This is a genomic window from Pararhizobium sp. (assembly GCF_035497515.1).
In the GTDB taxonomy this organism is placed as follows: Bacteria; Pseudomonadota; Alphaproteobacteria; order Rhizobiales; family Rhizobiaceae; genus Pararhizobium.
Genome location: NZ_DATJDJ010000218.1, coordinates 30,924 through 51,447, shown reverse-complemented (window position 1 = coordinate 51,447; position 20,524 = coordinate 30,924). Strand labels below are relative to the sequence as shown.

Here is a 20,524-nt window from a genome sequence, read left to right as displayed (position 1 = left end):
AGACCCCGTCCGCAGGAGAAAAAGCAAAATGGCAGAAACAACCCATCCGGTTCACGGCGAAATCACCGGTCCGATCGTGATGATCGGCTTTGGCTCCATCGGTCGCGGCGCCCTGCCGCTGATCGAGCGCCATTTCAAATTCGACAAGAGCCGCCTGGTTGTCATCGAACCCCGCGAAGATGCGGGCGATATGGAAATCATGGCCCGCCATGGCGCCCGCCATATCAAGGCGCATATCACCAAGGATAACTACAAGGAAATCCTGAAGCCGCTTCTCACCGAGGGCGACGGCCAGGGCTTCTGCGTCAACCTGTCGGTCGATACCGGCTCGGTCGACCTGATGCGCTTCTGCCGCAAGATCGATACGCTCTATATCGACACGGTCATCGAGCCCTGGCTCGGCTTCTATTTCGACAAGAGCATGAAGAATGCCGACCGCACCAATTATGCGCTGCGCGAAACGCTCCGCAAGGAAAAGGCAAAGAACCCCGGCGGCACCACCGCCGTTTCCACCTGCGGCGCCAATCCGGGCATGGTCTCCTGGTTCGTCAAGCAGGCGCTGGTCAACCTTTCCAGGGATCTCGGGTTGAAATTCGACGAGCCGGCGCAGGACGACCGCGAAGGCTGGGCCAAGCTGATGAAGAAGGCCGGCGTCAAGGGCATCCATATTGCCGAGCGCGACACGCAGCTGACCAAGAACCCGAAGCCGCTCAACGTCTTCTGGAACACCTGGTCGGTCGAAGGTTTCATCTCGGAAGGCCTGCAGCCCGCCGAACTCGGCTGGGGTACGCATGAGAACTGGATGCCGAAGAACGGCAAGAAACACAAGAAGGGCTGCCAGGCAGGCATCTATCTGGAGCAGCCGGGCGCCAATACCCGCGTGCGCACCTGGTGCCCGACGCCGGGACCGCAATATGGTTTCCTCGTCACCCACAACGAGGCGATTTCGATCGCCGATTTCTTCACCGTCCGCGACAAGGACGGCGAAGTGACCTTCCGCCCGACCTGCCATTACGCCTATCATCCGGCCAATGATGCCGTTCTGTCGATGCACGAAATGTTCGGCAATGGCGGCAATGCGCAGCCGGTCCTGCATGTGCTCGACGAGAACGAGCTTGTGGACGGGATCGACGAGCTTGGCGTCCTGCTCTACGGCCACGACAAGAACGCCTATTGGTATGGCTCGCGCCTGTCGCTGGAAGAGACCCGCCGCATCGCGCCCTACCAGAACGCGACCGGCCTGCAGGTAACCTCCGCCGTGCTCGCCGGCATGGTCTGGCCACTGGAAAACCCGAAGGCCGGCATCGTCGAGGCCGACGAGGTCGATTACAAGCGCTGCCTGGAAGTCCAGCTTCCCTATCTCGGCCCGGTCGAAGGCCATTACACCGACTGGACACCGCTCGAGGGTCGCCCCGGCCTGTTCCCGGAAGACATCGACACGAAGGACCCCTGGCAGTTCAAGAACGTCCTCGTTCGCTGAATCGACTGATTACAGCGCCGCGCGTCAAATATGACGCGCAAAGGCCCTGTAACAGTTTAAATCTGCTGCATAATTTTAGCCTTAAATCGATTCCGATTTGAGGATTATGCAGTGGGCTTGAATTTTTAACGCCCGGGGAACGATCCCCGGGCGTTTTTCGTTGACGATCGAATAATACCCGCCGTGCTCTCGCCCCACTCTTGCATTCAACTCCTGATCACGGCATGGTTTTTCCAACGAAAGACACCTTTCCGCGCAGCATCCGGGAGACATTTATGAAGCCGATCGCCATCCTGACCGTCCTGTCCGCCGCTGCGGCTTTGGCCTCCTGCCAATCCTCGCCGCGCGACGTGCGCCAGCTTCCGCCCCAGCAGATGGCACCGGCCGGCGTCGAAGGTTCCTGGGTCGATCCGAACGGCATCGTCTCGACGTTCTCGGGCGGCACGTTCACGACGCGCACCACCGACACCAACCAGGTTTTGGCATCCGGCAACTATATCAACCTGTCGCCGAAGCTGGTCGAGATCAACATGACCTCGCTGGTGCGCAACACCCAGTCCAAGGTCAATTGCGCGCTGGTTTCGACCTCGCAGCTCAACTGCACCACGGATTCCGCATCGCAGTTCTCGCTGATCCGCAAGAGCTGAGCAGTCCAGGATCGCGGTTCCAAAAGCCTCCGTTCATCATCGCGGAGGCTTTTTTGTTTGAACTGCCGCGCTCGTCGCCGACCACAGTTCGAATTACAGCTTGAAGTCGGCGCCTCCAGATGAAACGATCGGACCGGACACGCTCGTCGTCATAGTTTGAGCGTAACAGAGGTCCACGCCCTTGCAGGCTGACTACACCCGTCAAAAACAGGAGACATCCATGATCAGACATCTGCGAACCGGGCTGATGACAGCCTCGATCCTTGCACTTTCGTCGGGTGCGGCCTTCGCCGATTATGAACTGAACATCCTGCATATCAACGATTTGCATTCCCGCATCGAATCGATCAACAAGTCCGATTCCACCTGCTCGGCCGAGGAAGAAGGCAAGGACGAATGCTTCGGCGGCGTGGCGCGCCTGAAAACCGAAATCGAGCGGAAGCGCGGCGAATGGACCGGCAGGAATGTCGTGCTGCTGAATGCCGGCGACAATTTTCAGGGCTCGCTGTTCTTCACCACCTACAAGGGCGCGGCGGAAGCCGAATTTCTCAACCTGATGAAATTCGACGCCATGACCGTCGGCAATCATGAATTCGACGAGGGCGAGGATGGACTGACGGCCTTTCTCGACAAGGTCACTTTCCCCGTCATCAGTTCCAATGTGCTGCCCGGCTTCAAGTCGAAGCTGAAGGACCGCATCAAGCCCTCGATCGTGCTCGATATCGGCGGCCAGAAGATCGGCGTCGTCGGCGCCGTTGCCAACGACACGCCGGAAATCTCCGCGCCGGGCGACGAGGTCCTGATCGGCCTCGATGTCGATACCATCACCACCGCTGTCCAGGAATTGAAGGCGCAGGGCGTCAACAAGATCATCGCGCTCACCCATGTCGGCTATCCGCGCGATCTCGCCGTCATCGCCAAAATCCCGGATGTCGATATCGTCGTTGGCGGCCATTCGCACAGCCTGTTGTCGAATACGGACGACAAGGCCGAAGGTCCCTATCCGACGATGGTCGACAATCCCGGCGGCTACAAGGTGCCGGTGGTCCAGGCCGGATCCTACAGCAAGTATCTCGGCGATCTCGTCGTCGACTTCGATGACAACGGCGTCGTCAAGTCGGCCAAGGGCGACCCGATCCTGCTCGATTCCAAGGTCAAGCCGGATGAGACGGTGCTTGCCCGCATCAAGGAACTCGGCAAACCGATCGAGGAGGTAAAGACCAAGATCATCGGCAAGACCGAGGCGGCGATCGACGGAACGCGGGAATCCTGCCGCGCCAAGGAATGCGAAATGGGCGATCTCGTCGCCGACGCCATGCTCGACCGTGTCAAGGACCAGGGCGTGACCATCGCCATCACCAATGGCGGCGGTCTGCGCGCCTCGATCGATGCCGGCGATGTCTCGATGGGCGAAGCGATTACCGTCCTGCCGTTCCAGAACACGGTGGCCACGTTCCAACTGAAGGGCGCCGATATCCTCACGGCACTCGAAAACGGCCTGAGCCAGATCGAGGAAGGCGGCGGCCGCTTCCCGCAGGTCGCCGGCATGAAGTTCTCGTTCGACAAGTCGAAGCCGGTCGGCAGCCGTGTGTCTGTCGTCGAGGTCAAGGAAGGCGAAGCCTATGCGCCGCTCGACGCCAACAAGACCTATACGCTGGTCTCCAACAACTACATGCGCAATGGCGGCGACGGCTACAGCATCTTCAAGACCAAGGCCGTGAACGCCTATGATTACGGTCCGGGCCTCGAGACGGTGCTTGCCGATTACCTGACAGCCCATAACCCCTATACGCCGAAGACGGACGGTCGCATCACGGAAATCGCCGCCGCGACACCCGCCGAACCATCGACGCAGACGAGCACGGATCCCGCGGCCAACACTGATACGGCCGCAAAAACCGTGACACCGGATGCCAAGCCCGCCGAGCCGGCAACCACGACCACGGAAACGGCCACCCCGGAAACCAAGCCGGCCACCGAAACACCTGCGACGACAACGTCGGCAGCCAACGAGACCAAACATGTCATCGTCCGCGGCGATACGCTCTGGGATCTCGCCAAGGCGCTTTATGGCGATGCCGAGCTCTGGAAAAAGATTGCCGAAGCCAATGGCAATCCGGTTCCCGAAAGGCTGGAGATCGGCGCCGAACTGACGATTCCCGCCAGATAAGACAATATGTCCCTTTCGAAGCGACCGGTCCGGGGTTCCCCGGACCGGTTTTTCTTTTTATGAACGGCATGAACCATGAGACCGCTTCGCCGTATAACAGGCATGCTCTCAGCCGCAGGATTTTCGAATGATGACCACCGACCTGACCGCCCCGAACCATCCGCCCGTAAAATTCGGCAGGGTGGGCGTGCTGCTGGTCAATCTCGGCACGCCGGATGGGACCGACAAGGTCTCGATGCGCCGATATCTGAAGGAATTCCTGATGGACAGGCGGGTGATCGAATGGTCGCCCTGGTTCTGGTATCCGATCCTGTTCGGCATCGTGCTGAACCGCCGTCCCGCCAAGGTGGGCGAGACCTACAAGACGATCTGGAACAACGAACTCGACGAAAGCTACCTGCGCACCTACACCCGCAACCAGGCCGGGACGATGGCGAAATCCTTCGCCGACCTGCCGAATGTCCGGGTCGACTGGGCGATGCGCTATGGCCAGCCGTCGATCCGCTCGAAGATCGCGGAACTGCAGAAGGACGGCTGCGAGAAGATCCTGCTGTTCCCGCTCTATCCGCAATATGCGGCAGCGACCACGGCGACCGTCAACGACGAGGCCTTCAAGGCGCTTTTGAAGATGCGGTGGCAGCCGGCTTTGCGCACCGTGCCGCCCTACCACGGCGACCCCGTCTATATCGACGCGCTGGCCCATTCGATCACCAGCCATCTGGCGACGCTCGACTGGGAGCCGGAGGTGGTGCTCACCTCGTTCCACGGCATTCCGAAATCCTATTTCGACAAGGGCGATCCCTATTACTGCCAGTGTCAGAAGACCGCCCGCCTGCTGCGTGAAAAACTCGGCTGGTCGAAGGACAGGCTGCAGGTGACCTTCCAGTCCCGCTTCGGACCGGAAGAATGGCTGCAGCCCTATACCGACAAGACCGTGGAAAAACTCGGCAAGGACGGGATCAAGCGCATCGCCGTCATCAATCCCGGTTTCGTCTCGGACTGCCTGGAAACGCTGGAAGAGATCGCCGTCGAAGCAGCCGAAACCTTCCACCATGCCGGCGGCGAGAAATTTGCGCATATTCCCTGCCTGAACGACAGCCCGGACGGGATGCGCGTTCTGGAGCATGTGGTGCGGCGGGAGTTGATGGGGTGGGTTTGATGGGGTGGGCTTGATGCCCTTCCCTCAAGAGCTGGCAAAGAAGCCCAAGGATTTTTCACCGGTCCTTGCAAATAAGGCGCGCAACTGCCACGTCTTCTCCTAGAGTGTCGTTCAACGCAACGCACCAAGTGGGAGGAACCCTATGCCCCTGGCCGGACTGGACATCGTCGTCATTGCCTTCGTAGTGCTCGTCATTCTTGTGCTCTTTGCCGGCATCAAGACCGTGCCGCAGGGCTATCGCTACACCGTCGAGCGGTTCGGGCGCTATACCCGCACGATGGAGCCCGGTCTCAACGTCATCATCCCCTTCATCGACAAGATCGGCGCGAAGATGAACGTGATGGAGCAGGTGCTCGACGTGCCGACGCAGGAGGTCATCACCCGTGACAATGCGAGCTGCGCGGCCGATGCCGTCGCCTTCTATCAGGTGCTGAATGCGGCCGAGGCCGCCTATCAGGTGTCCGACCTGCAGAGCGCCATTCTCAACCTCACCATGACCAACATCCGCTCCGTCATGGGCTCGATGGACCTCGACGAACTCCTGTCAAACCGCGAGATCATCAATGACAAGCTGCTGCGTGTCGTCGATGAAGCCGTCGGTCCCTGGGGCATCAAGGTCACCCGCGTCGAGATCAAGGACATCCAGCCGCCGAAAGACCTCGTCGATGCCATGGCCCGGCAGATGAAGGCCGAACGCGAGAAGCGTGCGCAGGTGCTGGAGGCCGAGGGTTCGCGTAACGCACAGATCCTGCGCGCGGAAGGCGCCAAGCAGTCGGCGATCCTGCAGGCGGAAGGCCAGCGCGAAGCGGCCTTCCGGGATGCCGAAGCGCGGGAGCGCCTGGCGGAAGCCGAAGCCAAGGCGACGAAAATGGTCTCCGAAGCGATCGCCGCCGGCGACGTCCAGGCCATCAACTATTTCGTCGCGCAGAAATATACCGAGGCGATGGCCTCGATCGGCACGGCGCCCAATTCCAAGATCGTCCTGATGCCGATGGAAGCCTCCTCGCTGATCGGCTCGCTCGGCGGCATCGGCGCAATCGCACGGGAAGTGTTCGGCGATGGTGGCGGCAATTCCCCCTCGCCCATCCGGCAGACGACGCCACGCACTGGCGCCACACGGAACCCCTTCGATACCGGCAGGCAGGAAGGCTGATCGATGATCGAGCGCATCGTTCTCGAACTCGGCCCCTGGAGCTGGTGGGTGCTGGGGCTCGTTCTGCTCGCGGCGGAAGTCGTCGCACCGGGCGTCTTTCTTGTCTGGATCGGTATTGCCGCCATTCTGACCGGTGTCGCGTCGCTTCTCCTCTGGGAGACGGGGTTTTGGGTCTGGCAGTTGCAGCTGGTATTTTTCGCCGCTCTCGCCATCGCCGCGGTCTTCGTCGGCCGCCGGCTGCTGGCGCGCTCCGGCAATGTCTCGGACGAACCGCTGCTGAACCAGCGCGGCGCCAGCCTGATCGGCCGCACGGCGATGCTGGAAAAGCCGATCGCCGAGGGCCGGGGACGCATCCGGCTCGACGACACGACCTGGACGGTGGATGGACCGGACCTGCCTGAGGGTACCCGCGTGAAGGTCATCGGCGCCAATGGCGGCCGTCTGACGGTCGAAAGCGCCTGAAACTGCTGAAATCGAAGCCGAAAACCATTTCGGAAAGGAATGGTTAACCACATCCGTTTACGGTTGCTCAACACTCGTAAACGGATTTCCGGGCATTCGGCATATGACGCGATTCCAACCACGCACGAAGAGCACCCGCGTCCTACGTCCGGCGGCATGGCTTCTTGCCGGCTGCGCTCTGATTTCGCCCTCCGCTGCGCTTGCCCAGGCGCTTCTCGCCCCGACCGACGACACAGCCGCCACGGCATCGGCGGCCACGCAGACCGGAACAGCCGCCATTCAGGCCGGCAACGCATCCCCGGAAACCACTGGCTCGATCAGCACAGAGGCGGGCGAACCGCTGCTGACCGATCCCACGGTGGACGAGGATTTCGCCCGGACCAACCTGCGCGAAAACAGTGTCGATGGCCTGAGGCAGCAGCTCGATATCGCGCAGGATGCCGCCTCCGGCATTCGCCTCGGCAGCTTCATCCTCAAGCCGACGCTGGGACAAACGTTCAATTTCGAAAAGACCAAGACCGGCAGCGACACGGAAAGCCGCAGCTTTGTGGAAACCGGCCTGAAAGGCACGTTGACCTCCGACTGGTCGCGCCACGAACTGTCGATCAGCGGCGGGGGGACCTGGCAGCGCAACGTGTCCGGCTCCGGCGAGACCGAGCCGACCGCGGATTTCGAGGCAGCACTTCGTCTCGACATCAGCAATGACACGACCGGCACATTGAAGGCCGGTTACCGTTTCGAACGCGAAGACGCCAGCGACCCGAACGCGATCGCCAATGCAACCTCTCAATCGAACGTGAACCAGTACACGCTCGGGGCTGGCATAGAGCATGACTTCGGCATCCTGCGCGGATCTGCCAAGGTCGATTTCGATCGCTATACCTATGGCGACGTGGATCTCGACAATGGCACGAGCCTGTCCCGGGAAGATCGTGACCGCAACGAGGGTGCGTTGACGCTGCGCGTCGGCTACGAGCTTTCACCGGCGCTGATGCCATTCCTCGAAGCATCCGCCGGACGGTCGATCTACGACCTGCGTCAGGACACGCTGGGCTTCGAACGCTCCTATGACAATTACGGCCTGCGCGCCGGCATCGAGGCGGATCTCGGCGAAAAGCTGACCGGGGAAATCGCGCTCGGTTACGAGACATACCGGTTCGACGACAACCGCCTCGACGAACTGGGCGGCGTTACTATTGATGGCTTGATCAACTGGTCGCCGCAGCGCGGCACCAATATAACCTACGGCATCTCGACGGGGTTGGAACCATCGACCACACCCGGCGAGAGCGGCGCCATGACCTATACGCTGTCCAGCAACGGCACGCATGAACTGCGGTCCAATCTGACGGCACGCTGGTCGAACAGCTTGACCTTCCGCAACTATCCGTCCGGCGGGCCTTCGGAAGACGAGAAGGTCTGGATGACGGGCGCGGGCCTTACCTGGGATGTCAACCGCACGCTGGCGCTGACCGGCGATGTCAGCTACGAGCGCACCACACGGGAAACCGCCCCTTCGACGGACACCGCCCGCGTCGGCGTCGGCCTGACGCTGCGGCGATAGGATCAAACATCCTTCAAAACGAAAACGCCCGCTCGCATTGGTGCAAGCGGGCGTTTTCGGTTCAATCGATTGCTTACTTCAGGTTCTGGAGCAGGCTCTTGAGCGCATCCTCGACACCCGGGCGAATATCGGCGCGCTCCAGAGCGAAGGCGACGTTCGCCAGGATGAAGCCTTCCTTCATGCCGCAGTCATAGGTCGCACCGCGGAAATGGTAACCGGCGAAGTCCTGGGTCTGTGCAAGCTTCAGCATGCCATCGGTCAGCTGGATTTCGTTTCCGGCGCCGCGCCCCTGCGTTTCCAGGATCGAGAAGATTTCCGGCTGCAGGATGTAGCGGCCGTTGATGAAGAAATTCGACGGCGCGGTGCCCTTGGCCGGCTTTTCGACCATCTGGGTGATCTTGAAGCCGCCGCCGACGGGATCACCCTTGCCGACGATGCCGTATTTATGCGCCTGTTCGGGATCGCATTCCTCCACGGCCAGCACGTTTCCGCCGGTCTGTTCGAAGAGTTCGACCATGCCCTTGAGGCAGCCTTTTTCCGAGGACATGATCATGTCGGGAAGCAGGACTGCGAAGGGCTCGTTGCCAACCAGTTCGCGCGCGCACCAGACCGCGTGGCCAAGCCCGAGCGGCGACTGCTGGCGGGTAAAGCTGGTGCTGCCGGCAACCGGCAGGATGCTGTCGAGCAGCGTCAGCTCGGCGTTCTTGTTGCGCTCGCGCAGCGTCTGTTCCAACTCGACCTGGATGTCGAAATAATCCTCGATGACCGCCTTGCTGCGGCCGGTGACGAAGATCAAGTGCTCGATCCCGGCGTCCAGGGCCTCATCGACCACATATTGAATGACTGGCTTGTCGACGACCGTCAACATCTCCTTGGGAACAGCCTTGGTGGCGGGCAGGAATCGCGTTCCAAGGCCGGCGACGGGGAATACGGCCTTACGAACTTTACGCTTGTCAGTCATTGACATCTCCAGGATCACAACACTGTGATTTAAAACGGAACAGTTGGCTATCAATAGGCCTTAGATGGCAAATTGCTATTTTTTTGCAAAGGAGGCCGGCACAAAGCATTCATGGTAAAGATTTTGTTGACTTCATTCTCGTAGGATTTTGATTCTGGCGGTTGCCTTCCCGGCAAACCGGCTCGAAGATGGGACCACGTGCATGTAGTTGATGCATGAAGCTGGCTCTTAGACTGTAAATTTGCGCCTCTCCTATTTAGCCCCGGTTGGCTGCGGAAGGGTGCCGAGCAACGGAAACGACAGCTGATGACAAAGACCTCGAAAAAACTCCTTTGCCGTGCCGCAGCCGCGTTCATGACGGCTGCCGCCCTGTTTGCCGCTTCGCCTGCCTCCGCCGACGAAGGCTTCACCACCTGGATCAACAGCTTCTACGCGACAGCAGCCAAGAGCGGCATCACCAAGGCGACTTATCGACAAGCCTTTGCCGGCGTCAAGACACCCGATCCGGACGTGTTGCAGAAAGCGGCCTATCAGCCCGAGTTCAAGCACAAGATCTGGGAATATATCGACAGCCGCGTGAACCCCTATACGCGCAAGATCGGCCAGGAAATGGCAGCCAAGCATGCGCGCACGCTCGCAGCGCTGGAAAAGCATTTCGGTGTCGACAGGACCATTCTTCTCGCAATCTGGTCGATGGAATCCAACTATGGCGCGGTGCTGGAGAAAGATGATCGTCTTCACTACGTCCCCCGTGCGCTGGCGACGCTTGCCTATGCTGATCCGAAGCGGGCCAAGTTTGCCAAGACCCAGCTGATCGCGGCATTGAAGATCCTGCAGAACGGCGATGTCGGGCCGCGTGACCTCAACGGCTCCTGGGCCGGTGCCATGGGCCATACCCAGTTCATTCCGACCAGCTACCTGCTCTATGCTGTTGATGCCGACGGCAACGGCCACAAGGATATCTGGAACTCCGTGCCGGACGCATTGGCAACGGCCGCCAACCTGCTCAAGAAGAACGGCTGGCAGCCTGGACAAACCTGGGGTTACGAAGTCGCACCGCCGCAGGGTGGAGGCCAGTACGCCGGCCAGACCAAGACGCTTGCCCAATGGGAATCGCTCGGCTTCACCCGGCCGAACGGCAAGGGTTTCCGCAACGGCAGCACGCGTGCCGAGTTGAAGATGCCCGGCGGGGCCGGCAGCCCGGGCTTCCTGATGACCAAGAACTTCTTCGTCATCAAGCGCTACAATGCGTCGGACTCCTACGCGCTCGGCGTTGGTCTTCTGGCCGACGAAATCGCCGGCTACGGCGGCATGCAACAGGCCTGGAGCCGTCCGGACGGGTCGCTCGACATCAAGCAGAAGTTCGAGCTGCAGAACCGCCTGAAGGAACTCGGCTATTACGACGGCGAGGTCGACGGCAATTTCGGCTCAGGTTCCAAGGCCGCGATCCAGGCCTTCCAGAACCGCAACGGCATGGCAGCAGACGGCGAACCGACCCAGCACCTGCTCAAAGTCCTGCGGAAGTAACCGCGGGCAACGCCTTCTCAATTGCGGCGTAATCCGCATGCATCCTGACGACAGCGCCTTTCGCAAGAGAGGCGTTGCTTAGCTGCGGAGAAACGAAATAGACTTCCAGCCAGATCACCGCGGAACGAGTGCATGAGCGGCAGACACAGCAACAAGACCGGCCTTCGATGGCTGCTCAACGCCCTCATCGTCCTTTCGATCGGGCTGACCGCGCTGTTGATCGAACCGCCACGCCAGGCAGGTGCGCAGGAGCGCCGGACCATTCTAGACATGCTGTTCGGCTTTGGTCGCAGGCGTCCGCCACCGGTTTACGATGACGTCCCGATCTACGAACCCCGCCAACGGGAGCCCCAGCAACGCCCGAAGACCAGGAAGGCCAGGCAGAAGGCAAAGCCGACCCCGGCCGAACCGGCGCCTGTTGTCGTCGAGAAACTGCCGGACGCGAAAAAGGTCCTGGTTGTCGGCGATTTCGTGGCGGCAAGCCTCGGCGATGGCTTGCAGACCGCATTCGAGACCACGCCCGGCATCGTCATCGAGACCCGTGCCAACGGCTCATCCGGCTTGGTGCGCGACGATTATTTCAATTGGCCTGAGAGCCTGCCCGCCTATATCGCCGAGGTAAAACCCTCCGTCATCATCGTCAGCCTCGGCGCCAACGAGCGGCAGCAGATGTCGATCGATGGAATCAAGGAAAAATTCCGGACGGATGCCTGGCTTGCCGAATATACCAGGCGTGTCGGTACCTTCGCGGCGTTGGCCCGCAAGGACAAGATTCCGCTTCTCTGGGTCGGCGTGCCGCCGTTCCAGTCCAGCTCGATGTCAGCCGACATGGTGACCTTCAATGGAATCTTCCGCACGGAAGCAGAAAAGGTCGGCGGCAATTTCATCGACATCTGGGATGGATTCGTCGATGAGAGCGGCAAGTTCGTCATGACCGGCTCCGATATCAACGGCCAGCAGGTCCGCCTGCGCGGCTCCGACGGCATCAACCTGACCAAGGCCGGCAAACGCAAACTCGCCTTCTATGTCGAGAAGGATATTCGCAAGCTGCTCGGCGATGCGGCGGCGTCAGGACAGGACGTTCCCGGCGCTGACGGACTGAAAGATCTGGTCGTGACAGCGCCGACTGCCAACGAGGATATCATCCAGACCCAGCCGATCAGCCTCGACGATCCCGATCTCGACGGCGGGACCGCTTTGCTCGGCGGCGCCGTCGCGCTGACAGGCAATGGCAAGAGCCCGCGTGACAAGCTGGTCGAAAAAGGCGAAGTCGCAGCAGCCCCTACCGGCCGGGTCGACGATTTCCGGCTGGCAAAACCGGAAACTGTCATCAGCAATCCGGTGATCCGAAATTAGCGAAAGCTGGGATACCACGACGTCAAGGCGGCGCTTTACCGAACTTTGGCGAGAAACCCTGAAGCCAAAATATGGAAGGCTTCAATGGCCTTCGGCAACACCTCCTGCGGTTTGTCGCTCGCTGCGATCCACAGGGCGGCATTAAGGGCCGCACCACTGAGCAGCCGCGCCGCCGCCTCGGCATCGACAGGTTTGACGATACCGTCCGCGATCAGCTTTTCAACGGTTCGCCTGGTCACCTGCAGGCAACTGTTCTGGCTAGGCCATTGCGAGGGATCGCCCAACACGGCGGGACCGTCCAGCAGGACGATACGCTCCACTTCCGGAACAAGTGCCATTTCTATATAGGCAACACCTTCCGCGAGCAGGCCTTGCCAGGCATCTCCCGCATCGGCGCCGATTTCCTGGGCGCGCAATGCCATTTCCGTATCGATCTGGTCGACGACGGCGGCCAGAAGCCCACGCTTGTCTCCGAAATTGTGATAGAGCGCGCCCCGGGTCAGTCCCACCTCGGCCGTAAGGTCGTCCATCGAGGCGGCGGAGTACCCCTTCTCTGCAAAGGCCTTGCGTCCCGCGGCAACCAGCTTGGCCCGGTTCTGCTCCATCGTCTCGGCACGCTTCGACATCTTCAATTCCACATACGCAACGTATAAAAGTTTGACATACGCCGCGTATGTCAACATAATGCATACGTACCGTATATGAGATTGAACCATTCGTGAAGCTCGCCACTCGCCTTGTGGTCCGCTCGCAACAGGAAAGAGTAGACATGACTGAACGACAGGTAATCTTCCCAGCCGACCGGCACGCTCTTTATGAAGAACACGGCTATTCGGCCGCTATCCGCTCCGGCGACCTTTTGTTCGTTTCCGGACAGGTTGGCAGTCGCGCCGACGGAACGCCCGAACCCGACTTCGAAAACCAGGTGCGACTTGCCTTCAACAATCTCAAGGCAACGCTGAACGCGGCGGGCTGCACTTTCGACGATCTGGTTGATGTAACGACATTCCACACCGATCCTGAAAAACAGTTCGGAACGATTATGGCCGTCAAGCAATCGATCTTCGAACAGCCACCCTATCCGAACTGGACGGCGATCGGCGTGAACTGGCTTGCGGGCTTCGATTTCGAGATCAAGGTCATCGCCCGGGTACCCTCGAAACATTGATCCGGCTCAAGGGGTTCGCACTCCTGCAAAGCGGCGATTTTCGGAGCTGATCAAAGCAAATGCCGCAAATCGATGGTGTGACCACGGTTTGCGGCATTTCATTTTTCAACGTTGAGCAACGCCCGATCAGATCGGGCATCCTCTATCAGCGCGGCAGCATCGTCGAGCCCATCAGCGATGCGTCGATGGCGTGGGCCGCCTGGCGACCTTCGCGGATGGCCCAGACCACCAGCGACTGGCCGCGGCGAACGTCGCCGGCAGCCCAGACCTTGTCGACCGACGTCCGATAGTCCTTGTCATTGGCGAGAACGAACGAACCGCCGCGCTTGTCTTTTCCGATCGTCAGCTTGTCGCCCATGTCCTTCAGCACGCTGTCGGTGCCGGGGCCACTGAAGCCGATGGCGATGAAGGCGAGGTCTGCCTTGATCACGAATTCCGTGCCGGCGATCGGCTTGCGGCGCTCGTCGACCTGGCAGCATTTGACGCCGGTCAGCACCCCGTCTTCGCCGACGAATTCGAGCGTCGCCACCTGGAATTCGCGCACGGCGCCTTCGGCCTGACTGGACGAGGTGCGCATCTTGGTAGCCCAGAACGGCCAGACGGCAAGCTTGTCTTCCTTTTCCGGTGGCTGCGGACGGATGTCGAGCTGGGTCACCTTGACGGCACCCTGGCGAAACGCCGTACCGACGCAGTCGGAGGCGGTATCGCCACCGCCGACGACGACGATGTGCTTGCCGCCGGCCAGGATCGGATCCGAAGGCCAGCCGACGCTGTCGATGTTTTCGCGGCCGACGCGGCGGTTCTGCTGAACGAGGTAGGGCATCGCGTCATGCACACCGGCAAACTCGACGCCGGGAATGCCGGCATCGCGTGGCGTTTCCGAGCCGCCGCAATAGAGCACCGCGTCATGATCAGCGATCAGGTTATCGACGGTCTGGTCGACGCCGACATTGACGCCGCAGTGGAAGGTGACGCCTTCGCCGCGCATCTGGTCGACGCGACGGTCGATGAAGTTCTTCTCCATCTTGAAATCGGGAATGCCGTATCGCAGCAGGCCGCCCGGCTTGCTCTCGCGCTCGTAGACATGAACTTCGTGGCCGGCCCGGGCCAATTGCTGGGCAGCCGCCATGCCGGCCGGTCCCGAACCGATGATCGCAACCTTCTTGCCGGTCTTGGTAAAGGCCGGCTGCGGCACGATATAGCCCATTTCATAGGCCTTGTCGGCGATCGCCTGCTCGACGGTCTTGATCGCGACCGGCGCGTCTTCCAGGTTCAGCGTGCACGCTTCCTCGCACGGCGCCGGGCAGATGCGGCCGGTGAACTCCGGAAAATTGTTGGTCGAGTGCAGATTGCGGATCGCCTCGTCCCAGTTGCCGTTGTAAACGAGATCGTTCCAGTCGGGGATCTGGTTGTGCACCGGGCAGCCCGTTGGGCCGTGGCAATAGGGGATGCCACAGTCCATGCAGCGCGCCGCCTGTTTCTGCACTTCCGGGTCCGACATCGGGATTGTGAATTCGCGGAAATGCCGAATACGATCCGAGGCCGGCTGATACTTTGCCAGCTGCCGGTCGATTTCCATGAAGCCCGTAACCTTGCCCATCGTAAGTTCCTGATATCTCTAATCCGAGGAAGCGCTCGGCCGAGCGCGCCAGATACACCCCTGCGCCTTTAGCCACAGGGGTGCGTTGTCACAGATCGACGGTTACTCCGCCGCGATGCCCATCCGCATCCGCTCCATCTCCTCCAGCGCACGCCGGTATTCGACCGGCATGACCTTGCGGAATTTCGGCCGGAACTCGACCCAATGGTCGAGGATTTCCTTGGCACGCGGCGAACCCGTGTAGTGCAGGTGGTTCGAGATCAGCTGGTAAAGCCGCTCGTCGTCATGGCGGGTCATATCGCCCGAGACGTCCACCATGCCCTTGTGCATCAGGTCGCCGCCGTGATGGTGCAGCTTCTCCAGCATGTCGTCCTCTTCCGGAACCGGCTCGAGTTCGACCATCGCCATGTTGCACCGCTTGGCGAAATCCTCGCTTTCGTCCAGCACATAGGCGACGCCGCCCGACATGCCAGCCGCGAAATTACGGCCGGTTTCGCCGAGCACCACGACCACGCCGCCGGTCATGTATTCGCAGCCGTGGTCGCCAACGCCCTCGACCACCGCGACGGCGCCGGAATTGCGCACCGCGAAGCGCTCGCCGGCAACGCCGTTGAAGTAGCATTCGCCGCTGATCGCGCCGTAGAGAACCGTGTTGCCGACGATGATCGACTTGGCCGCGACGATCTTCGAGTTTTCCGGCGGGCGAACCACGATACGGCCGCCCGACAGGCCCTTGCCGACATAGTCGTTGCCGTCGCCGATCAACTCGAAGCTGATGCCGCGTGCGAGGAAGGCGCCGAACGATTGGCCGGCCGTGCCGCGCAGCTTGACGGAGATCGTGTCGTCCTTCAGGCCCTTGTGCTTGTAGCGCTTGGCGACTTCACCCGACAGCATGGCGCCGGCCGAACGATCGACATTCCTGATATCGACTTCGATGGCAACTGGCGTCTTCGATTCAAGCGCCGGCTTGGCCGCCTCGATCAGCTTGCGGTCGAGGATATCGTGGATCGGATGGTTCTGCCTCTCGGTCCAGTAGGTCTTTTCCTTCGGCGCATCGACCTTGTGGAAGATACGGCCGAAGTCGAGGCCATTGGCCTTCCAGTGCGAGATCATCGCATCCTTTTCGAGCAATTCGGACAGCCCGATAATGTCATCGAACTTCGCGAAGCCCAGTGACGCCAGGATTTCACGCACTTCCTCGGCAACGAAGAAGAAGTAGTTGACGACGTGCTCGGGCGCACCCTTGAAACGCTTCCGCAGGACCGGATCCTGCGTCGCCACACCCACGGGACAGGTATTGAGGTGGCACTTGCGCATCATGATGCAGCCGGCGGCGATCAGCGGCGCGGTGGCGAAACCGAATTCGTCGGCGCCGAGAAGCGCGCCGATGACGACGTCGCGGCCGGTCTTCAGGCCGCCATCGACCTGCAGCGCGATGCGCGAGCGCAGTCCATTCAGCACCAGCGTCTGGTGGGTCTCGGCAAGGCCGATTTCCCAGGGGCTGCCCGCATGTTTCAGCGAGGTCAGCGGCGAGGCGCCGGTGCCGCCGTCATAGCCGGAAACGGTGATATGGTCGGCGCGCGCCTTGGCAACGCCGGCGGCAACCGTGCCAACGCCGACTTCCGAAACGAGCTTGACAGAGACATCGGCCTCCGGGTTGACGTTCTTCAGATCATAGATCAGCTGTGCCAGATCCTCGATCGAGTAGATGTCGTGGTGCGGCGGCGGCGAGATCAGGCCGACGCCCGGGGTCGAATGGCGGGTCTTGGCGACGGTCGCGTCGACCTTGTGGCCGGGCAGCTGGCCGCCTTCGCCGGGCTTGGCACCCTGCGCCACCTTGATCTGCAGCATGTCGGCATTGACCAGATATTCGGTCGTCACGCCGAAACGGCCGGAGGCGACCTGTTTGATCGCTGATCGTTCGGGGTTCGGCGAACCGTCATACAGCGGGAAGTAGCGGTCGGACTCTTCGCCGCCCTCGCCGGTATTGGATTTTCCGCCGATGCTGTTCATGGCGATGGCCAGCGTCGTATGCGCCTCCCGGCTGATCGAGCCGAAGGACATGGCGCCGGTGGAGAACCGCTTGACGATATCGACGGCCGGCTCGACCTCGTCCAGCGGGATCGGCTTGCGGCCCAGCGCTTCGGCGCCCTTGATCGAGAACAGGCCGCGGATGGTGTTCATGCGCAGCGCGGCACCGTTCACCATCTCGGCAAATTCGCGGTAGCGATCCACGGCATTGCCGCGAACTGCGTGCTGCAGCGAGGCGATCGCGTCGGGCGACCAGGCGTGATCCTCACCGCGCATGCGGTAGGCATATTCCCCGCCGATATCCAGTGTCGTCTTGAGCAGCGGGTCCGCGCCGAAAGCCGACTGATGGCGCTTGAACGTTTCCTCGGCGATTTCCGTCAGGCCGATACCTTCGATCTGCGTCGCGGTGCCGAAGAAATACCGGTCGATCAGTTCCGAGTTCAGGCCGATGGCATCGAAGATCTGGCCGCCGCAATAGGACTGGTAGGTCGAGATACCCATCTTGGACATGACCTTGAGGATGCCCTTGCCGACGGCCTTGATGTAGCGAGAGACGACTTCGCCGCCATCGACTTCCTTCGGGAACTCGCCACGCTTGTGCATGTCGGTGAGTGTGTCGAAGGCGAGATAGGGATTGATCGCCTCGGCGCCATAGCCGGCAAGAAGGCAGAACTGGTGCACTTCGCGGGGCTCGCCGGATTCGACGACGAGGCCGACGGAGGTACGAAGCCCCTTGCGGATCAGGTGGTGGTGGACGGCGGCCGTTGCCAGAAGCGCCGGAATCGCCATGCGGTCCGGACCGATCTGCCGGTCGGACAGAACGATGATATTGTAGCCGCCCTTGACGGCCGCTTCCGCCCGCTCGCAAAGCCGGTCCAGAATTTCCGGCATACCTTCGGCGCCGCGCGCGACGTCGTAGGTGAAGTCGAGCGTCTTGGTGTCGAAACGATCTTCGGTATGGCCGATGGAGCGAATCTTCTCGAGATCCCCGTTCGTCAGGATCGGCTGACGCACCTCGAGTCGCTTGGCGTGCGACGCGCCGATGTGGTCGAGAATGTTGGGGCGCGGACCGATGAACGAGACGAGGCTCATCACCAGTTCCTCGCGGATCGGGTCGATCGGCGGATTGGTGACCTGCGCGAAATTCTGCTTGAAATAGGTATAGAGCAGCTTGGTCTTGTCCGACATGGCTGAAATCGGCGTATCAGTGCCCATTGAGCCGATGGCTTCCTGGCCGGTGGTCGCCATCGGCGACATCAGGATCTTGGTGTCTTCAAGGGTATAGCCGAAGGCCTGCTGGCGATCGAGAAGCGAGACGTCACGACGCAGCGCGCGCGGCTCGACCGGCTTCAGATCCTCCAGGATGAGCTGGGTATTGTCCAGCCACTGGCGATAGGGATGCTGGGTCGCCAGCGAGGACTTCACGTCCTCGTCGGAAATGATGCAGCCCTTTTCCATATCGATCAGCAACATCTTGCCAGGCTGCAGGCGCCATTTCTTGACGATGTTTTCTTCCCTGACCGGCAGCGTGCCGGCTTCGGAAGCAAGAATGATGCGGTCATCATCGGTGACGAGATAGCGGGCAGGACGCAGGCCATTGCGGTCGAGCGTCGCGCCGATCTGCTTGCCGTCGGTGAAGGCAACCGCGGCCGGACCATCCCACGGCTCCATCAGTGCGGCATGGTATTCATAGAATGCCTTGCGCTCTGGGTTCATCAGCTGGTTGCCGGCCCAGGCTTCCGGGATCAGCATCATCACCGCATGAGCGAGCGAGTACCCGCCCTGCACCAGGAATTCGAGCGCATTGTCGAAACAGGCGGTGTCCGACTGCCCTTCATAGGAAATCGGCCAGAGCTTGGAGATATCGCCGCCGAACAGCGGCGAGGAAACCGATGCCTGGCGCGCCGCCATCCAGTTGACGTTGGCGCGCAGCGTGTTGATTTCGCCGTTATGCGCGACCATGCGGTAGGGATGCGCGAGCTTCCACGAGGGGAAGGTGTTGGTCGAGAAACGCTGGTGAACGAGGGCAACGGCGGTTTCGAAACGCGGATCGGCCAGATCCTTGAAATAGGCGGCCACCTGATAAGCCAGGAACATGCCCTTGTAGACGATGGTCTTCGACGACAACGACACCGGGTAGAAGCCGGTCTCGGCACCCTCGAAAGCGTCGTAGATGCGGTTCGAAATCACCTTGCGCAGCGTGAACAGCCGGCGTTCGAATTCCGCGTTCGTCGCGGCGTCGCGACCGGCGCCGATGAAGACCTGGATGTGACGCGGCTCGGTCGCCGCAATATGCGGCGCTTTCGACAGCGACGAATTGTCGACGGGAACATCCCGGAAGCCTAGCAGGCTCTGGCCTTCCTCGGCCACGACGTCGCTGATCACCTGTTTGAAATGGGCGATCTGATCCTCGTCCTGCGGCATGAACATGTAACCGACGGCGTAGTCGCCAGCCTTGGGCAGGGTGACGCCTTGGAGTCCCATTTCCTCGCGGAAGAAGCGGTCGGGAATCTGCACCAGAATGCCCGCACCATCTCCCATCAGGGGATCGGCGCCGACGGCACCGCGATGCGTCAGGTTTTCGAGGATAAAGAGACCGTCCTTGACGATCTGGTGCGACTTCTGGCCCTTCATATGCGCGACGAAGCCGACGCCGCAGGCGTCATGTTCGTTGGCCGGGTCGTAAAGACCCTGTTTTTTCGGCAAGCCCGGAAATGCGGTATTTTTCTCAACCGTCGCCAATTGGCGCGCATCGTTGAGCCCAGTCATGGTGGATGGCGTAAAGTCCGTCATCGTCGTCCCTCCTGTTAACCCGGTTTGGCCGGGTATGTCCGCAGTCCAGACAGGCTTTCGCGGGCAAGAGTCCCGTTGAAGCCGGCACCGGCATTATCGTCGCATGATCCTGATCCGGCCGCAAATGAAGCATTGATTGCATCAGGCAAAGAAGGTCCGCGACCATCGCGACGGCTCCGGCGGCATGGACACGACGTGTCCGGCGCGGCTTGCAGTCGTCCGCCGGGGGCCGCGTTTCGCAGGCTTTCCGGCTCTTTCCGGTCTTGGGACCGAAATAGGACAGCAAGACTGTCCTATTTCAGGGGTTCTATGCCAGAAAGCTCATGGGACCGCAAGACCACTGACAAAAATAATCGAGGAGAATTTGCCGAACATTGCCGTTAATTGCGTGTTTTTGTAATTTTCTTTCAAGAACCGCTCGTTTTCTTTGATTTGGTTTCAAACTGGTCTGAC

At 60.9% G+C, this 20,524-nt stretch carries 14 protein-coding genes; 10 read left to right on the top strand and 4 right to left on the bottom strand.

Translation table 11 applies throughout. From position 1 onward, the window contains the following. Positions 1-28 precede the first annotated feature (28 nt). The 7 genes from VL202_RS23060 to VL202_RS23030 all read left to right on the top strand — a co-directional run bounded on the left by VL202_RS23060 (position 29) and on the right by VL202_RS23030 (position 8,635). Positions 29-1,480 carry a homospermidine synthase gene (locus tag VL202_RS23060; RefSeq protein ID WP_325466391.1) on the top strand — a complete coding sequence of 484 codons (1,452 nt, stop codon included), beginning with the start codon at positions 29-31 and terminating at the stop codon, positions 1,478-1,480. A gap of 275 nt (positions 1,481-1,755) precedes the next feature. After that, a complete protein-coding gene (omp10, locus tag VL202_RS23055; protein ID WP_325466390.1) occupies positions 1,756-2,127 on the top strand; it encodes an outer membrane lipoprotein Omp10 in 372 nt (123 codons plus the stop codon). A 220-nt stretch (positions 2,128-2,347) separates the two neighbouring features. Beyond that, a complete protein-coding gene (locus VL202_RS23050) occupies positions 2,348-4,297 on the top strand; it encodes a 5'-nucleotidase C-terminal domain-containing protein (RefSeq protein WP_325466389.1) in 1,950 nt (649 codons plus the stop codon). A 127-nt stretch (positions 4,298-4,424) separates the two neighbouring features. Then, a complete protein-coding gene (hemH, locus tag VL202_RS23045) occupies positions 4,425-5,456 on the top strand; it encodes a ferrochelatase (RefSeq protein WP_414692934.1) in 1,032 nt (343 codons plus the stop codon). A 142-nt stretch (positions 5,457-5,598) separates the two neighbouring features. Further along, entirely contained in the window at positions 5,599-6,609 is a 1,011-nt protein-coding gene (locus VL202_RS23040; RefSeq protein ID WP_325466388.1) for an SPFH domain-containing protein, read from the top strand. A gap of 3 nt (positions 6,610-6,612) precedes the next feature. Then, on the top strand, positions 6,613-7,071 hold the full coding sequence (locus VL202_RS23035) for an NfeD family protein (protein ID WP_325466387.1): 459 nt from the start codon (positions 6,613-6,615) through the stop codon (positions 7,069-7,071). A gap of 103 nt (positions 7,072-7,174) precedes the next feature. Continuing rightward, positions 7,175-8,635 carry an outer membrane beta-barrel protein gene (locus VL202_RS23030; RefSeq protein ID WP_325466386.1) on the top strand — a complete coding sequence of 487 codons (1,461 nt, stop codon included), beginning with the start codon at positions 7,175-7,177 and terminating at the stop codon, positions 8,633-8,635. A gap of 73 nt (positions 8,636-8,708) precedes the next feature. On the opposite strand, the gene galU is transcribed toward VL202_RS23030, so the two are convergent. Continuing rightward, complete coding sequence (gene galU, locus VL202_RS23025; RefSeq protein WP_325466385.1) at positions 8,709-9,596, bottom strand: UTP--glucose-1-phosphate uridylyltransferase GalU; 888 nt, start codon at positions 9,594-9,596, stop codon at positions 8,709-8,711. Positions 9,597-9,902: 306 nt separating this feature from the next. On the opposite strand from galU, the gene VL202_RS23020 reads away from it, so the two are divergent. Further along, positions 9,903-11,123 (top strand): lytic murein transglycosylase, encoded by a 1,221-nt coding sequence (locus tag VL202_RS23020; RefSeq protein WP_325466384.1) that lies wholly within the window; start codon positions 9,903-9,905, stop codon positions 11,121-11,123. 132 nt (positions 11,124-11,255) lie between these two features. Next, complete coding sequence (locus VL202_RS23015; RefSeq protein ID WP_325466383.1) at positions 11,256-12,479, top strand: DUF459 domain-containing protein; 1,224 nt, start codon at positions 11,256-11,258, stop codon at positions 12,477-12,479. Positions 12,480-12,514: 35 nt separating this feature from the next. Here VL202_RS23015 and VL202_RS23010 read toward each other — a convergent pair whose 3' ends face one another. After that, a complete protein-coding gene (locus tag VL202_RS23010; RefSeq protein ID WP_325466382.1) occupies positions 12,515-13,105 on the bottom strand; it encodes a TetR/AcrR family transcriptional regulator in 591 nt (196 codons plus the stop codon). A 143-nt stretch (positions 13,106-13,248) separates the two neighbouring features. On the opposite strand from VL202_RS23010, the gene VL202_RS23005 reads away from it, so the two are divergent. After that, entirely contained in the window at positions 13,249-13,647 is a 399-nt protein-coding gene (locus tag VL202_RS23005) for a RidA family protein (RefSeq protein WP_325466381.1), read from the top strand. A 145-nt stretch (positions 13,648-13,792) separates the two neighbouring features. On the opposite strand, the gene VL202_RS23000 is transcribed toward VL202_RS23005, so the two are convergent. Further along, positions 13,793-15,247, bottom strand: a complete 1,455-nt coding sequence (locus tag VL202_RS23000; protein ID WP_325466380.1) for a glutamate synthase subunit beta — start codon at positions 15,245-15,247, stop codon at positions 13,793-13,795. Positions 15,248-15,349: 102 nt separating this feature from the next. Continuing rightward, positions 15,350-20,071 carry a glutamate synthase large subunit gene (gene gltB, locus VL202_RS22995; protein ID WP_325466379.1) on the bottom strand — a complete coding sequence of 1,574 codons (4,722 nt, stop codon included), beginning with the start codon at positions 20,069-20,071 and terminating at the stop codon, positions 15,350-15,352. Between the last annotated feature and the right edge of the window lie 453 nt (positions 20,072-20,524).

Bases quoted from the DNA above. Each gene is read 5' to 3' on its own strand.
- VL202_RS23060 (WP_325466391.1), top strand. From the start codon at position 29: ATGGCAGAAACAACCCATCCGGTTCACGGCGAAATCACCGGTCCGATC.
- VL202_RS23010 (WP_325466382.1), bottom strand. From the start codon at position 13,105: ATGTCGAAGCGTGCCGAGACGATGGAGCAGAACCGGGCCAAGCTGGTT.
- omp10 (WP_325466390.1), top strand. From the start codon at position 1,756: ATGAAGCCGATCGCCATCCTGACCGTCCTGTCCGCCGCTGCGGCTTTG.
- VL202_RS23030 (WP_325466386.1), top strand. From the start codon at position 7,175: ATGACGCGATTCCAACCACGCACGAAGAGCACCCGCGTCCTACGTCCG.
- galU (WP_325466385.1), bottom strand. From the start codon at position 9,596: ATGACTGACAAGCGTAAAGTTCGTAAGGCCGTATTCCCCGTCGCCGGC.
- VL202_RS23000 (WP_325466380.1), bottom strand. From the start codon at position 15,247: ATGGGCAAGGTTACGGGCTTCATGGAAATCGACCGGCAGCTGGCAAAG.
- VL202_RS23050 (WP_325466389.1), top strand. From the start codon at position 2,348: ATGATCAGACATCTGCGAACCGGGCTGATGACAGCCTCGATCCTTGCA.
- VL202_RS23015 (WP_325466383.1), top strand. From the start codon at position 11,256: ATGAGCGGCAGACACAGCAACAAGACCGGCCTTCGATGGCTGCTCAAC.
- hemH (WP_414692934.1), top strand. From the start codon at position 4,425: ATGATGACCACCGACCTGACCGCCCCGAACCATCCGCCCGTAAAATTC.
- VL202_RS23040 (WP_325466388.1), top strand. From the start codon at position 5,599: ATGCCCCTGGCCGGACTGGACATCGTCGTCATTGCCTTCGTAGTGCTC.
- VL202_RS23020 (WP_325466384.1), top strand. From the start codon at position 9,903: ATGACAAAGACCTCGAAAAAACTCCTTTGCCGTGCCGCAGCCGCGTTC.
- gltB (WP_325466379.1), bottom strand. From the start codon at position 20,071: ATGACGGACTTTACGCCATCCACCATGACTGGGCTCAACGATGCGCGC.
- VL202_RS23035 (WP_325466387.1), top strand. From the start codon at position 6,613: ATGATCGAGCGCATCGTTCTCGAACTCGGCCCCTGGAGCTGGTGGGTG.
- VL202_RS23005 (WP_325466381.1), top strand. From the start codon at position 13,249: ATGACTGAACGACAGGTAATCTTCCCAGCCGACCGGCACGCTCTTTAT.